The organism is Pseudomonas sp. C11, from assembly GCF_034683865.1.
In the GTDB taxonomy this organism is placed as follows: Bacteria; Pseudomonadota; Gammaproteobacteria; order Pseudomonadales; family Pseudomonadaceae; genus Aquipseudomonas.
Map to the genome: position 1 here is coordinate 21654 of NZ_JAWIIP010000006.1, position 13204 is coordinate 34857.

Below are 13204 nucleotides of genomic sequence, written 5' to 3' on the forward strand. Positions count from 1 at the left end.
GACCTTCATATGCCTGAATGCGACCTTTGCGGTAGAATCCGCCGCTCTTTTCATCCGCCCAGCTGATTTCAGGGGAACGCCATGTTCAGCCGTGATTTGACCCTCGCTCGTTATGACGCCGAACTCTTTACCGCGATGGAGCAGGAAGCTCTGCGCCAGGAAGAGCACATCGAGCTGATCGCCTCGGAAAACTACACCAGCCCGGCGGTGATGGAAGCCCAGGGCAGCGTGCTGACCAACAAGTACGCCGAAGGCTACCCGGGCAAGCGCTACTACGGTGGTTGCGAGTACGTCGACGTGGTCGAGCAGCTCGCCATCGACCGCGCCAAGGAACTGTTCGGCGCCGACTACGCCAACGTCCAGCCGCACTCCGGCAGCCAGGCCAACAGCGCCGTTTACATGGCCCTGCTCAACGCTGGCGATACCGTACTGGGCATGAGCCTGGCCCACGGCGGCCACCTGACCCACGGCGCCAGCGTCAGCTTCTCCGGCAAGATCTACAACGCCGTGCAGTACGGCATCAACGACCAGGGCCTGATCGACTACGACGAAGTCGAGCGCCTGGCCGTCGAGCACAAGCCGAAGATGATCATCGCCGGCTTCAGCGCCTACTCGCAGGTGCTGGATTTCCCGCGTTTCCGCGCCATCGCCGACAAGGTCGGTGCCTACCTGTTCGTCGACATGGCCCACGTCGCTGGCCTGGTCGCTGCCGGTCTGTACCCGAACCCGGTACCGTTCGCCGACGTCGTCACCACCACCACGCACAAGACCCTGCGCGGCCCGCGCGGCGGCCTGATCCTGGCGCGCAAGAACGAAGAGCTGGAGAAGAAGTTCAACTCCGCCGTATTCCCGGGTGGCCAAGGTGGCCCGCTGGAGCACGTCATCGCCGCCAAGGCCGTGTGCTTCAAGGAAGCCCTGCAGCCCGAGTTCAAGGCCTACCAGGCGCAAGTGATCAAGAACGCCCAGACCATGGCTCAGGTGTTCATCGAAAACGGCTACGACGTGGTTTCCGGTGGCACCGAGAACCACCTGTTCCTACTCTCGCTGATCAAGCAGGACATCACCGGTAAGGACGCCGACGCCGCCCTGGGCCGCGCCTTCATCACCGTGAACAAGAACAGCGTACCGAACGATCCGCGTTCGCCGTTCGTCACTTCCGGTCTGCGTATCGGCACCCCGGCCGTGACCACGCGCGGCTTCAAGGAAGGCGAGTGCCGTCAACTGGCGGGCTGGATCTGCGAAGTGCTGGCCAACATCGGCAACGACGAAGTCGAAGGTCGCGTACGCGAGCAGGTCAAGGCCCTGTGCGCCCAGTTCCCGGTCTACGGCAACTGATACGCCGCTTGAAATGAAGAAGCCCGCCGAATTGGCGGGCTTCTTTTTGCCCGGGATTTACCTCAGGCCGGCTGTTTCACATAGCGCGCCAGCTGCGCATCGCGGCTCATCACATCGAGAGTGGCTGCCAGCACTTGTTCGCTGGTGGCGTCGGCTTTGCTGAAGATGCTGCCGAAGTTGTCGTGGGTGACCTTGGCGAAGTGCGCCCGATCCTTGGCCTCGACCCCGAGCAGGGTGGCGTAGGCATCCAGTGCCTCGCCCTGACCGAGCGCCATGTCCTCGGCGATGGAATCGAGCATGCCGTTCATCGCCAGCATGGAGCGGCCGTTGTAACCCAGCGCGCCGCTGGTGTCGCAACCGTTGGTGCCGGAGGTCATGCCGAAGGTGGCGTTACCCGAGGTACCGTTGGTGGTGGTGGCCAGGAAGTGTGGCGCCATGCCACGCTGCCCTTCGAACAGCATGTTGCCCCAACCACAACCGTTACCACCGGCTGCATCGGCAAAGGCCCCCAGACTGGCCATGCTCAACACCCCGAAGACCAGCCCCTTGCTCAGCATTCGCTTGCTCATAATCTGTCACTCCGCAATATCGAGTAATAAAAACAGCATAAGGAGCTTTGGCGACACTTGGCGAACTGTCAAACTTCCGCCTACCGAACCGACCAATAGTCAGGCAGCCAAGCGCTATGTCGATAGCGCCTGGGCCAGGATGCCAAGTGAGGCGACCGAGGCCACGCAGCACCGTGCCGTTGGCTATAGTGTGAGAAACCCTTCAGGAGCTTGATCCATGACCGATACCGCCAACGAGCGTCGGCGCTTCCAGCGCATCGCCTTCGACGCCCCCACCGTCATCGCCCAGGGCGAGCGGCGCTGGACGGCCACCCTGCAGGATCTTTCGCTGAAAGGCCTGCTGATCGAGACTCCGGCGGAGTGGGATGGGGATCCAGAACAGCCATTCGAAGCGCTGGTGCAGTTGGGCGATGAAGCAACGGTGCGCATGGAGACGGTGCTCGCACGTGCTCAGGAAGGCTATCTGGGATTCGTCTGCCAACACATTGACCTCGACTCAATCAGCCACCTGCGCCGCCTCGTCGAACTCAACCTCGGCGACGAAGAGCTGTTAGAGCGCGAGCTGGCTGCACTAGGCAACTAGCACGTCGCTTGGTCTAGCCAAACCCGCCACCTCGATGAAGTCCAGGCGGTTTTCGTCATCGGGCGAGCCATCACCGCTGAACACCAGACGGCGTAGCTCGCCCACCATTACCACCCCGCATTCGAGCGCAACGGCATATAGCCAACGCGCGCCAGCAAGCCTTCGCTCAAGACGTCGAGACACACGCCCGGTTCGGGGCATCCATGCGATCCTGGGCTCAGTTTGCTTGTATGTTAAAAAGAGGGGCATATACTGGCGCACGAACCATGCAACATGTTCAAAAGCAATAGCGACGCTAGATTCAGAAATACTTCACAAGGACAGGGATACGAGCATGCTTTCTCTCAACGCCCGAATCAGCAAGCGACAAGACCAACTCACATCAGAAATAGATGGCAGAATAATCCTCCTGGATAGCGACTCTGGCAAATACTTCGCATTTGATGATATCAGTACGGATATCTGGAATCGACTCGACGCCCAACCACTACTCGCGGATTTATGTAGTACCCTGGCCACTGACTACGACGCAGACCTGAAAACTATACAAGTGGATGTCTGCAAGCTACTCAACATGCTGGCGGTGAACAACCTGATAGAAATCAATTAGCGATCTCGCCCTGTCACTGTTTACACAAACACCAAGCCTAACAAAGGACTGTAAGATACGCCATGTTTGATTATTCATTGTGTGGATGGCACTTACACTCAGATAGACCCCTCTCTCTGGCTGCTGTTCTCGGCACTTCAAAATCCACACCAGACATATATGTCACGCATGCCACCATCCCACCTATCGACCAGCCGATCTTGTTCTCCAGCCCATTTGTAACACTCTACGCCAATGATCAGGCTCTCATTCGCATAGGCGGCACATTGTCAATTCTGGTATCGGCAGGACGGCAGATCACTATAGAGACGGGAGATGCAACCACACAAGGAGAGATCATGACTTTCCTGCTTGGCCCGGCACTGGGACTCATCTGCCATCAAAGGAAAGCATTACCCTTGCATGGAGCGTCTATCAAGATAGGTAATGTCGCTGTCATATTGGCAGGACAGTCTGGCGCAGGGAAATCAACTACTGCCACGGCACTAATCAACCGTGGCCATCAATTACTGTGCGATGACATCACCGTTGTAGACCCACTTAAAACAGAAGTAAAACCCAGTTTTCCGACCATAAAACTGTGGCAGGATGCCGCCAATGCGCTAGCCGTCCAGACTGACAACCTCAGTAAAGTAAGAGCCGGCCTGCAAAAGTTTCATTACCCAGTAGACTCAAGCTTCAGCAACCATCCCACCCAGCTACAGACCATTATCATCCTGGCCCCCAGAAGCCATATTGCCTCTGCCGAACTGATCCCCTTAGAAAAGATCAGCGCCCTCGCCCAACTCCGTCAGCACATCTATCGACACCGTTTGTCTCGACTACTTGGCGCAGAACAGATCTACTTCCAACAACTGGGACAATTGATCAGCAAGATTCAAGTAATGGTTCTACACCGCCCCGATGACCTTTCACACCTGGAGAGCGTTATCGAACTTATCGAGCATGTGGTCGCATCATGAGTACCTTCATCTGGCTAGCGTCTTATCCCAAATCCGGCAATACCTGGGTCAGGGCCTTTCTAAGCAGCGTCAAACAAGATGGTCGCCCCATAGACATCAACAAGCTGGATATCGTGACGCAACCCTCGTCTCGTTATTTACTGGATGACTTGCTCGGCATAGCTACGGCAGATCTCACCATGGAAGAGACACTGTCAGCACGACCTGCGGCCATGGTCGCCTACAGCCGAATGGTCAAGGGCGTAACCATGCACAAAGTTCATGATGCCTGGGTACGCAATGCTGAAGGACAGCCACTTTTCCCCCCGAAACTGACCCAAGCCAGCATCTATATAGTGCGTGATCCGCGCGATGTGGCAGTCTCCTTCGCCCATCACCTAGGCATATCCATTGATAACGCTATAAAACGCATGACCACTTTCAACTCAGCTTTAAGTCAAGAGGCTATCAGGTTTACGCCCAACACAAGACAGCCTCTTCTCACATGGAGCCAACACGTGGAAAGCTGGCTAGATCAGGCTGATCCCACTCCTCTTTTGGTGCGTTATGAAGACTTGCTTACCGACCCTGTTCAACAGGGCGCACGTATCGCACGCCACGCGGGGCTCAACAGGACAATGGACGTCTACGAACAAGCTGCCCAAAACACTCGCTTCAGCGAACTGAGCAAGCAGGAGGCGCAGAATGGTTTCAAAGAAACGATGGCGCCAGACAGGCGTTTCTTCCGTTCAGGCAAGGCAGGAGGCTGGAAAGATACGCTAACGCCTGATCAGGCCGCCCAAATCGAGCAAGAGCATGGTCAAGTCATGCGACGCCTGGGGTATCTCTGAGCTCTGCAAGGACAACCAATGAGCGCTATCTGTGGCCTTATACGGCTAGACAAAACGTCCAATGCAGCCAGGCGCTGCAATATCGTAAATGCGGCCCTGGAACCTTTAGCGCCCACTCCATTGCTGGATCGCTGCAGCCGAACCAGTTTTGCATCAGATGCACACGCAGCATCGCCATCAACGGGTAGGCCGGCCGACCACCTTTCACCCCTGGGATAGTGCGGCTCGATCAGTGCCACCAATCCCTTCCATGGCACGACCTGATCCATCTCGATCAGGAACAATTCTCTGCGGGTCTGCTACGTTTGCCGGCATATTCAGCGTCTGCGAAGGTCATCTGTTTCATTGACATATCCGGGGTAGCAATAATGCTTATTCCATAAGATTCTGGAAGTTAAATTCAGAGTTTCCTTACTTCCGTAATGGCCGAATACAGGTTTATCACGAAAAATCCATGTAGACAGGATAAAGGGACACCTTCTACAGCTTAATCAGCCCCCCCTTATCCCCTTCACACAATCACTCAGCTCGAACCTGCGCCATCAACGGTGTTCGTGGGCCCAGTCATTGTCAGGTCCTCAACCTCATGCACCTCGACAACCGGAGCCACCCACTGCTTAGACGCAGGAGCAGACATATTATTCACGCTTACATCCACCTGATTCTTATCCATTTCCATCATCACCTCCGATTACGTTGATCGCTGACCAGCGAAGATCAATTTCTAGCACATCCCATAGACCACGTCCAATTAGTCACTCCCACCCTAGACGGCCCCTTGCGCACCATATCACTGGGAAAACTGCAAACAATCACATCATTTGCAATATTTGGGCGCCGTACTACAGTAAAAGAGCACCTGCAAAAGCGGATGCATTAATGAAAAGGAAATTATTAACAGTTCATGTGGGCCTCGACCATACAGCCTGTCATTTCAATTGCAGCCCCTGATGTTCTGCTGTGAATGATCTGCCTGGCGGCTCACCGTATACAAGGAAAAAATATGGAACCCTTCGTAGGTGAAATTACTCTTTTTGCATTTGACCGCGCTCCCCTGGGCTGGCTACCGTGCAATGGCCAAATACTAAACATCAAACAATATAACGCGCTTTTTAGCCTACTAGGTTCAGTTTATGGCGGCGATGGCAAAACAACATTCGGCCTACCGGATCTGCGCGGCAGAGTGGCTGTCAATCAAGGCACAACAGCCGCACCGTTTTATACCATGGGGCTGGCGGCAGGATCGGAAAGCGTCACATTAACGACCAGCAATATCCCCCTCCACACCCACACGATGTATGCGACGAATCTTATCCCTAGCAGTAATACCCCCAAGGACAACATGTTGTGCAATGCAAAAACAGCTATATACGCCCCTGGCACCTCCCCGATTAAAGCGCTTGACACCGGAAGCATGAGCGCATCAGGGAGTTCTACACCACACGAAAACCGACAGCCATCCATTGCGCTGCAGTTTTGTATCGCAACCATCGGCATCTACCCGCCGCGCGGCTGAATCAATACAAAATCTTCAACACCCATCAAACAAAGGTATTTACCATGGACGCTTATGTGGGGCAGATTCGCCTATTTGCCGGAAATTATGCTCCAAAAGACTGGGCTTTTTGTAATGGTGCAATAATCAATATTTCCGACAACGAGATACTGTACTCCTTGATCGGCACTGCTTACGGCGGGGACGGCAAAACTAATTTCATGTTACCCGATCTCCGCGGCAGACTACCTTTGCATATAGGCAAAGGGCCTCAGACCACAACCAACTATACCCTTGGCCAAACAGTGGGCGCAGAGACCGTCACCATCACCACGAGCAACCTCCCCACTCATAACCATGCAGTCAATGCGACCGCTGTCGCTGCCACACAGACAAGCCCAGAAGGTGAGCCACTGCTGGGTAAATCTGAACCAGGCTTCTATATGCCTAAGACAGCTACTGATTTTACCCCATTACAAATGGACAACGCAGCCTTGGAAGAAGCTCCTGGGGGTAACGAACCACACAACAACTACATGCCGACGATCGCAATGAACTATATCATTTGCACAGTCGGCCTATACCCTAACTTCCAATGATCCAAATTATAGATAAATATGGAGAATGACATGGATGATGCATTTATCGGAGAAATCCGGATCATACCTTGGAACTGGGCACCAGAGGGCTGGTTTCTGTGCAATGGCCAATCATTACCAGTAAACCAGTTCCCAGCACTCTTTAGCATATTGGGCTACCGATTCGGAGGTACTCTAAACGTCAAGTTCAATCTGCCAGATTTACAAGGCAGGGCCGTTGCCGGTTACGGCCAGGGCATAGGTCTGTCCAATCTCGAACTCGGCGAAAGATATGGTTACGAAAGCGTGACGTTGGACGACACTACAATTCCACCTCATAACCACAACTTGTTTGGCGGAGCATCATCTGCAGGTCCGTCTGCCTATGTACCAACCCCTGCAAACGACAACTATATCGGCCATGTACCAGGCATAGGCCAGCAGAGTTTCACCTCACAAGCTGGCCCCCTGATCCCCATGAGTGTGTTAGCAATCTCCCCTGTAGGCGGAGATGCCGCACATGAAAACCGCCAACCGTTTCTCGTGATGAACTACATCATTTGCTACGACGGAGAATACCCGATACACCCATAATTCTAATCCGTTACATAGGCAAAGCTCTAAATAAGCCGTTATTGCTGAACTCACCCATTACCGCCACCAGCGAGAACGGCGATCTGATTAGCACATGATCAGATCGCCGCTTACCTCGTACTTTTCGCTGCTGCAATAAAACGCGACTACCACTCCCCGGCTCGCAAGAGCATCGTTTCCTCCGCATTTCCACATCGGGAATTAAATACGCAGAGCGGTAAAAAACGCATTCAGTGGATACGGCAGGCAGCCTCGGTGGCATGGCGCCGCTGACGACGGGCCTTGATGCGCTGCGCCTCACGCTGTGCATCGTGTGAATCGACAGCCTTGGCGTCGAAATTGAAGGCCCGGGAAAAGAAGTCGAAGAACAGGAACATGATGGTGTCTCCTCGTGTGGATACGCCTTCATGCTGCGCGCCGATAGCCTGCTATCTATTGATTCGGGTCAATTTCCACCCGGGCCGGGTCGCGGCAGAACGCCGCATGCCGGGATAGCAGCTGAAGCCCCTCCCAGGGCAGACTCCGGGTCTCGGTGGGAGGGGGCTTTAGCCGCGACTTTCTTTATTCGAACAGCGCATCCAGCGCCTGCTCGAGGCGCGTTACCGGGATGACCTGCAACCCCGGCGGAGCCTCCTTCGGCGCATTGCCCTTGGGCACTATGGCGCGCTTGAAGCCGTGCTTGGCGGCCTCCTTCAGACGCTCCTGACCGCTTGGCACCGGGCGGATTTCGCCAGACAGGCCGATCTCACCGAACACCAGCAAGTCGTGCTGCAGTGGCCGGTTGCGCAGGCTGGAGATCACCGCCGCCATCAGCGCCAGGTCGGACGCTGTTTCCAGTACCTTCACGCCGCCAACCACGTTGAGGAATACGTCCTGGTCATAGGTCGGGATCCCGCCGTGGCGGTGCAACACCGCCAGGAGCATGGCCAGGCGGTTCTGATCCAGGCCCAGGGTGACGCGGCGCGGGTTGCCCAGATGGCTGGTGTCGACCAGTGCCTGCACCTCCACCAGCATCGGCCGCGAGCCTTCCCAGGTGGCCATCACCACACTGCCGGGCACCGCTTCCTGGGCGCGATTGAGGAAGATCGCCGAGGGGTTGGACACTTCCTTGAGGCCCTTGTCGGTCATGCCGAATACACCCAGCTCGTTGACCGCACCGAAGCGATTCTTCACCGCCCGCAGCAGGCGCAGACGGCCGTCGGACTCGCCCTCGAAATACAGCACGGTGTCGACCATGTGCTCGAGCACGCGCGGGCCAGCCAATGCGCCCTCCTTGGTGACATGGCCGACAAGGAAGATCGCCGTGCCGCTCTGCTTGGCGAAACGCACCAGCAGCGCTGCACTCTCGCGCACCTGGGCAACGCCGCCAGGGGCCGACTGCAATTGCTCGGTGAAAATGGTCTGGATCGAGTCGATCACCATGACCTTGGGCTTTTCCTGACGGGCTGTGGCGATGATCGACTCGATGCAGGTCTCGGTCATCACCTTGAGCTTGTCCTGCGGCAGATCCAGGCGACGCGCACGCATGGCCACCTGCTGCTGCGATTCCTCGCCGGTGACGTACAACGCCGGGAAGCGCTGGGCGACGTTGCACAGGGTCTGCAGGAGGATGGTCGATTTACCGATCCCAGGGTCACCGCCGATCAGCACCACCGAGCCATCGACCAGGCCGCCACCGAGCACCCGATCCAGCTCACCGGAGGCGGTGGAGAAGCGCGGAATCTCCTCGACGCTGACCTCGGCCAACGTCTTGATATTGGCCTTGTCACCCGCCCAACCGGTGCGACCGCTGGGCGTAGCGCCCTCGACCACGGTTTCCACCAAGGTGTTCCAGGCGCCGCACTCGCCACATTGCCCTGCCCATTTGGGAAAGGTGGCACCGCACTCGGTGCAGCCGTACATGCGTTTTGCCTTGGCCATTGCGCTCGATCCTGCCGCTGTAACGAAGGCTGGCACGATACCGAACAACTGGATAAATTTACAGACCGATGCCCCATTCAGGACACGCCATGCAGATCGAACTGCTGCCTACGACCGCCGAGCAACTGCCGCTGATCGCCAATCTCTACCAGTTCTATGCCTATGAAAGCTCCGACTGGGAGCAGGAGGACGTGGAGACGGATGGTCGCTTCTATATCCACCAACCGCACCTGCAGCGCTACTGGCAGGCGCCGGGCTGGAGCGCGCAGCTGATCCTCGCCGATGGCTTCATCGCCGGCTTCCTGTTGATCGAGCACAGCGAGCTGCCAGGCATCGATGCGCCGGAGTTCGCCGATCTGTTCGTCTTGAAGAAATACCGTCGCCTGGGCATCGGCCGCGCGGTGGCGCAACAGGTGATGGGCGATGCTCAACCCTGGCTGCTGCGCTTCTACCGCCAGGACGAAACGGCCCGCGCGTTCTGGCAACAGCTACTGAGCGACTGGCCGAGACCGCCGCGGGCGGTCTGGACAGAAGATGAAGCGGACGGACTGCTCACTTACCTGATCAACCCGCCCGTACATTGAAGCAAGGCTGCAGGCTCAGCCCTTGCAGCCATTGCCGCAGCCGCAGCATTGCCCGCCGGCACGCTTGAGTTGCCGGGCCAGATCATCCTTGAGCGCGACACGGCTCAGTTTCAGCGCCTGTAGCGTCACGTCGTCGAGCAGTTCGACGCCGTCCTCGATGCGGCAGATGCGCTTGTCCAGCGCCTCGTACTCATCGGCCTGACGGGAAAACTGCGCGTCCTGCTGGCGCAGGCGCTGCAGTTCCTGACGAAGTTCGGGAAAATCATGAACCAGCGGATGGTGTTCGACGTGCATGGCAAGACTCCTGAGTGAGAATGAGGCCAGCCTAGCTGCACGCGTCCCTGCCACCGTTGATCCGGATCAAGCTCAGCGAACCTGCTGCAACAGCGCGGCAATCTCATCCTTGAGGGCCACCCGCTGCAACTTGAGCCCCTGCAGCAACAGATCGTCGGCAGCAGCACGACCGTCCTCAATCTCGTAGACCCGCTTGTCCAGCGCCTCGTACTCGGCGGCCAGGCGTACGAAGTGAGCATCGTGCTGCAACAGGCTGCGCAGCGCCTCCAGTTGCTGGGGAAATTCTCGGGACAACGGGTGATGTTCGAGCGGCATGGACAACCCTCCGATTTCGGTGACTTCCTTGAGCCTAGCCGATGCACGGAGGCTTGCCGCCTGCGCGTCGGGATTGTCTTTGGCCGCCGACTGGGGCTGAATCACAACCTACACTCTTGGAACACCATCACCCTAGGGAGCAAGCATGAGCATTCTCAGCGAATTCAAGGCCTTCGCGGTCAAAGGCAACGTGGTCGACATGGCCGTGGGCATCATCATCGGCGCGGCCTTCGGCAAGATCGTCTCGTCCTTCGTCGGCGATGTGGTGATGCCGCCGCTGGGCATTCTGATCGGCGGTGTCGACTTCTCCGACCTGGCCATCGTGCTCAAGGCAGCCGAGGGCGATAGCCCGGCCGTGGTGCTGGCCTATGGCAAGTTCATCCAGACGGTGGTCGACTTCACCATCATCGCCTTCGCCATCTTCATGGGCATCAAGGGCTTGAACAGGCTCAAGCGTGAGGAAGAAGCCGCCCCTGCAGCACCGCCCGCGCCGACCAAGGATCAGCAACTGCTCAGCGAAATTCGCGACCTGCTCAAGGCGCAGCAAGGCAAGGAATAAGCGTAACGGCCAGTGGAGCCTGCAGGGGCTCCGCCGGCGCGAGACACGATTTGTTGCAGCTTGCTGAACTGTACTGACGTGTTTTTCGTTAAATTGGTCAGCCCTTGGCTACCTACCCCCCTACATGACACTCCTGATAGCGTTCGCTGTCCTTTCCATCCTGGTTTCGTTCATCTGCTCCATCCTCGAAGCCGCCCTGCTCTCCCTCACGCCCAGTTACATCGCACAGCAGAAGGCCGAAAAACCTCAGCTGTACGAGCGACTGAAAGAGCTCAAAGACAAGATCGACCAGCCCCTGGCGGCTATCCTGACCCTCAATACCGTGGCGCATACCGTTGGTGCGACGGGCGTTGGCGCGCAGGTGGCGATTGTCTTCGGTGACGGTTACCTGGGTATCGCCTCGGCGGTCATGACCCTGTTGATTCTGGTGCTCTCGGAGATTCTGCCGAAGACCATCGGTGCCCGTTACTGGCGCGCCCTGGCGCCTTTCCTGCCGGGCCTGCTGCGGGCGATGATCCTGCTGCTCAAACCGTTCATCGTGATGTCAGACCTGATCATGCGCCTGTTTGGCGGCAAGGAACCTGAGCACGACATTCGTCAGGAGATCAAGGCGTTGACCCTGCTTGGTCGTGAAGTGGGCAAGCTTGACGAAGACGAACAGCGGGTGATCAGCAACATCCTCGACCTGCACGAGATTCGCCTGCGCGACATCATGACGCCGCGCATCGTCTGTGAGTCTGCTGCGCCGGATGAATCCATCGCAGCCTTCAAAGCCCGTGCCCGCGAGAGCCAGTTCTCCCGTTACCCGGTGATTGGCGAGGATGAATCGCCGCTGGGCGTGGTGTTCCGCTACGACGCCCTGGCCGCCGAGAACGATGGCGAGCCGATCACCCAGATCATGAAGCCGCTCAAGGTCGTGCCGGAAAGCATGAACGTGGAGAACCTGATGACCCTGCTGATGCAGGAACGTCAGCACATGTGCCTGGTTTACGACGAGTTCGGTAGCTGGCGCGGCCTGGTGACCCTGGAAGACATCATGGAAACCATCATCGGCAAGCCGATCCTCGACGAGACCGACGATATCCCCAACATGCGCCGCTTCGCCAAGCGCCGCTGGGAGCATCGCATCAAGGCCATCCGCGAAGACTGATCACCAGTAGTTTTCCACCGCCACCTGGCCCGGCCTACGGGTCAGGCTCAGATTGAGGCCGCGCGCCTTCAGACGCTGACGAATGTCGTCGATCATCTGCGGATTGCCGCAGATCATCACCCGCGACTGCTCGGGCGTCAGCTCCAGCCCGGCGGCACGCTCCAGCTCGCCACTGTCGAGCAAGTCGGTGATCCGCGCAGCCAGGCATCCCGGCGCCTGTTCGCGGGTAATCACCGGCAGGTAGGAGAGCTTGTGGACGAACTCGGCCAGGTGCTCCAACTCCGCCAGGCCTCTGATCAGCGGCTGATAGGCCAGCTCGGCGCTAGTGCGCGCGCTGTACACCAGCACGATGCGCTCGAAGCGCTGCCACACCTCGAAGTCCTGCAGGATCGACAAAAACGGTGCGATGCCGGTGCCACTGCCCAGCAGCCACAGGTCGCGGCCATCGACGAAGCGATCCAGGGTCAGGAAGCCGGTGGCCAGCTTTTCCACCAGCAGGCTGTCGCCAACCCGCAGGCGGCTTAGCTCGCTGGTAAATTCGCCGCCCGGCACCACGATGGAGAAGAACTCGAGAAACTCGTCATGCGGCGCGGACACCAGCGAATAGGGGCGCCAGACCACGCTGCCATCGGCTTTTTCCACGCCCAGGCGAACGAACTGCCCGGCACGAAAGCGAAACCCCACGTCCCGCGTGGTACGCAGGGTGAACAAACTGGGCGTCAGCGTCTGCACGTCGAGCAAGGCCTGACGGGTGAAGTTGTCGTCGCTGACGGTCATAATCGCCTCCTTCATTGAATACCTGCCCAGTCTGGCGCAATCGACCGCC

At 57.6% G+C, this 13204-nt stretch carries 17 protein-coding genes and 1 pseudogene; 11 read left to right on the plus strand and 7 right to left on the minus strand.

Translation table 11 applies throughout. The features are described from left to right. Positions 1–81: 81 nt before the first annotated feature. Positions 82–1335, plus strand: coding sequence for a serine hydroxymethyltransferase (gene glyA / locus VC352_RS11175; RefSeq protein ID WP_322979633.1), 1254 nt, complete (start codon positions 82–84; stop codon positions 1333–1335). A gap of 62 nt (positions 1336–1397) precedes the next feature. On the opposite strand, the gene VC352_RS11180 is transcribed toward glyA, so the two are convergent. Then, a complete protein-coding gene (locus tag VC352_RS11180; protein ID WP_322979634.1) occupies positions 1398–1904 on the minus strand; it encodes a DUF3015 domain-containing protein in 507 nt (168 codons plus the stop codon). Between the two features lie 217 nt (positions 1905–2121). Here VC352_RS11180 and VC352_RS11185 point away from each other — a divergent pair, with 217 nt between their 5' ends. The 4 genes from VC352_RS11185 to VC352_RS11200 all read left to right on the plus strand — a co-directional run bounded on the left by VC352_RS11185 (position 2122) and on the right by VC352_RS11200 (position 4889). Further along, the gene (locus VC352_RS11185; RefSeq protein ID WP_322979635.1) at positions 2122–2487 is read left to right on the plus strand and encodes a PilZ domain-containing protein; all 366 of its coding nucleotides are present in this window, start codon (positions 2122–2124) and stop codon (positions 2485–2487) included. Between the two features lie 334 nt (positions 2488–2821). Next, a complete protein-coding gene (locus VC352_RS11190) occupies positions 2822–3097 on the plus strand; it encodes a PqqD family protein (protein ID WP_322979636.1) in 276 nt (91 codons plus the stop codon). Between the two features lie 338 nt (positions 3098–3435). Beyond that, positions 3436–4059, plus strand: a complete 624-nt coding sequence (locus tag VC352_RS11195; protein WP_322979637.1) for a hypothetical protein — start codon at positions 3436–3438, stop codon at positions 4057–4059. Then, on the plus strand, positions 4056–4889 hold the full coding sequence (locus VC352_RS11200) for a sulfotransferase domain-containing protein (protein ID WP_322979638.1): 834 nt from the start codon (positions 4056–4058) through the stop codon (positions 4887–4889). Before VC352_RS11195 ends, VC352_RS11200 begins: the two co-directional genes overlap by 4 nt. A 106-nt stretch (positions 4890–4995) precedes the next feature. Here the strand turns inward: VC352_RS11200 and VC352_RS11205 are convergent. Then, positions 4996–5235 (minus strand): annotated as a pseudogene (locus VC352_RS11205) (transposase); the annotation flags it as partial. A 657-nt stretch (positions 5236–5892) separates the two neighbouring features. Between VC352_RS11205 and VC352_RS11210 the strand changes: the two are divergent. Genes VC352_RS11210 through VC352_RS11220 form a run of 3 tightly spaced genes read left to right on the plus strand, consistent with a single transcriptional unit; the run spans position 5893 to position 7556 of the window. Then, positions 5893–6405 carry a phage tail protein gene (locus VC352_RS11210; RefSeq protein ID WP_322979639.1) on the plus strand — a complete coding sequence of 171 codons (513 nt, stop codon included), beginning with the start codon at positions 5893–5895 and terminating at the stop codon, positions 6403–6405. A 44-nt stretch (positions 6406–6449) separates the two neighbouring features. Beyond that, the gene (locus VC352_RS11215; protein ID WP_322979640.1) at positions 6450–6983 is read left to right on the plus strand and encodes a phage tail protein; all 534 of its coding nucleotides are present in this window, start codon (positions 6450–6452) and stop codon (positions 6981–6983) included. A gap of 30 nt (positions 6984–7013) precedes the next feature. Further along, positions 7014–7556 (plus strand): phage tail protein, encoded by a 543-nt coding sequence (locus tag VC352_RS11220; RefSeq protein WP_322979641.1) that lies wholly within the window; start codon positions 7014–7016, stop codon positions 7554–7556. Between the two features lie 230 nt (positions 7557–7786). On the opposite strand, the gene VC352_RS11225 is transcribed toward VC352_RS11220, so the two are convergent. Both VC352_RS11225 and radA read right to left on the minus strand, forming a co-directional pair. Further along, the gene (locus tag VC352_RS11225) at positions 7787–7933 is read right to left on the minus strand and encodes a hypothetical protein (RefSeq protein WP_322979642.1); all 147 of its coding nucleotides are present in this window, start codon (positions 7931–7933) and stop codon (positions 7787–7789) included. 184 nt (positions 7934–8117) lie between these two features. Next, the gene (radA, locus tag VC352_RS11230) at positions 8118–9476 is read right to left on the minus strand and encodes a DNA repair protein RadA (RefSeq protein ID WP_322979643.1); all 1359 of its coding nucleotides are present in this window, start codon (positions 9474–9476) and stop codon (positions 8118–8120) included. Positions 9477–9565: 89 nt separating this feature from the next. Between radA and VC352_RS11235 the strand changes: the two genes are divergently transcribed. Continuing rightward, positions 9566–10060 (plus strand): GNAT family N-acetyltransferase, encoded by a 495-nt coding sequence (locus tag VC352_RS11235; RefSeq protein ID WP_322979644.1) that lies wholly within the window; start codon positions 9566–9568, stop codon positions 10058–10060. A gap of 15 nt (positions 10061–10075) precedes the next feature. Here VC352_RS11235 and VC352_RS11240 read toward each other — a convergent pair whose 3' ends face one another. Next, positions 10076–10354 (minus strand): YdcH family protein, encoded by a 279-nt coding sequence (locus tag VC352_RS11240; RefSeq protein WP_322979645.1) that lies wholly within the window; start codon positions 10352–10354, stop codon positions 10076–10078. 72 nt (positions 10355–10426) lie between these two features. Then, positions 10427–10669 carry a YdcH family protein gene (locus VC352_RS11245; RefSeq protein ID WP_322979646.1) on the minus strand — a complete coding sequence of 81 codons (243 nt, stop codon included), beginning with the start codon at positions 10667–10669 and terminating at the stop codon, positions 10427–10429. 145 nt (positions 10670–10814) lie between these two features. Between VC352_RS11245 and mscL the strand changes: the two genes are divergently transcribed. Together mscL and VC352_RS11255 are read left to right on the plus strand one after the other, a co-directional pair. After that, positions 10815–11228: a large-conductance mechanosensitive channel protein MscL gene (gene mscL, locus VC352_RS11250; protein WP_322979647.1), complete on the plus strand. Its 414-nt coding sequence runs from the start codon at positions 10815–10817 to the stop codon at positions 11226–11228. Positions 11229–11352: 124 nt separating this feature from the next. Continuing rightward, complete coding sequence (locus VC352_RS11255; protein WP_322979648.1) at positions 11353–12378, plus strand: hemolysin family protein; 1026 nt, start codon at positions 11353–11355, stop codon at positions 12376–12378. On the opposite strand, the gene VC352_RS11260 is transcribed toward VC352_RS11255, so the two are convergent. Further along, entirely contained in the window at positions 12379–13155 is a 777-nt protein-coding gene (locus VC352_RS11260) for a ferredoxin--NADP reductase (RefSeq protein WP_322979649.1), read from the minus strand. It abuts the gene before it with no gap. Between the last annotated feature and the right edge of the window lie 49 nt (positions 13156–13204).

What these genes read in the sequence shown, in the direction of transcription:
- VC352_RS11260 (WP_322979649.1), bottom strand. Translation starts at nt 13,155, where the DNA reads ATGACCGTCAGCGACGACAACTTCACCCGTCAGGCCTTGCTCGACGTG.
- VC352_RS11200 (WP_322979638.1), top strand. Translation starts at nt 4,056, where the DNA reads ATGAGTACCTTCATCTGGCTAGCGTCTTATCCCAAATCCGGCAATACC.
- VC352_RS11195 (WP_322979637.1), top strand. Translation starts at nt 3,436, where the DNA reads ATGACTTTCCTGCTTGGCCCGGCACTGGGACTCATCTGCCATCAAAGG.
- radA (WP_322979643.1), bottom strand. Translation starts at nt 9,476, where the DNA reads ATGGCCAAGGCAAAACGCATGTACGGCTGCACCGAGTGCGGTGCCACC.
- VC352_RS11235 (WP_322979644.1), top strand. Translation starts at nt 9,566, where the DNA reads ATGCAGATCGAACTGCTGCCTACGACCGCCGAGCAACTGCCGCTGATC.
- VC352_RS11220 (WP_322979641.1), top strand. Translation starts at nt 7,014, where the DNA reads ATGGATGATGCATTTATCGGAGAAATCCGGATCATACCTTGGAACTGG.
- glyA (WP_322979633.1), top strand. Translation starts at nt 82, where the DNA reads ATGTTCAGCCGTGATTTGACCCTCGCTCGTTATGACGCCGAACTCTTT.
- VC352_RS11225 (WP_322979642.1), bottom strand. Translation starts at nt 7,933, where the DNA reads ATGTTCCTGTTCTTCGACTTCTTTTCCCGGGCCTTCAATTTCGACGCC.
- VC352_RS11215 (WP_322979640.1), top strand. Translation starts at nt 6,450, where the DNA reads ATGGACGCTTATGTGGGGCAGATTCGCCTATTTGCCGGAAATTATGCT.
- VC352_RS11245 (WP_322979646.1), bottom strand. Translation starts at nt 10,669, where the DNA reads ATGCCGCTCGAACATCACCCGTTGTCCCGAGAATTTCCCCAGCAACTG.
- VC352_RS11190 (WP_322979636.1), top strand. Translation starts at nt 2,822, where the DNA reads ATGCTTTCTCTCAACGCCCGAATCAGCAAGCGACAAGACCAACTCACA.
- VC352_RS11185 (WP_322979635.1), top strand. Translation starts at nt 2,122, where the DNA reads ATGACCGATACCGCCAACGAGCGTCGGCGCTTCCAGCGCATCGCCTTC.
- VC352_RS11255 (WP_322979648.1), top strand. Translation starts at nt 11,353, where the DNA reads ATGACACTCCTGATAGCGTTCGCTGTCCTTTCCATCCTGGTTTCGTTC.
- VC352_RS11180 (WP_322979634.1), bottom strand. Translation starts at nt 1,904, where the DNA reads ATGAGCAAGCGAATGCTGAGCAAGGGGCTGGTCTTCGGGGTGTTGAGC.
- VC352_RS11240 (WP_322979645.1), bottom strand. Translation starts at nt 10,354, where the DNA reads ATGCACGTCGAACACCATCCGCTGGTTCATGATTTTCCCGAACTTCGT.
- VC352_RS11210 (WP_322979639.1), top strand. Translation starts at nt 5,893, where the DNA reads ATGGAACCCTTCGTAGGTGAAATTACTCTTTTTGCATTTGACCGCGCT.
- mscL (WP_322979647.1), top strand. Translation starts at nt 10,815, where the DNA reads ATGAGCATTCTCAGCGAATTCAAGGCCTTCGCGGTCAAAGGCAACGTG.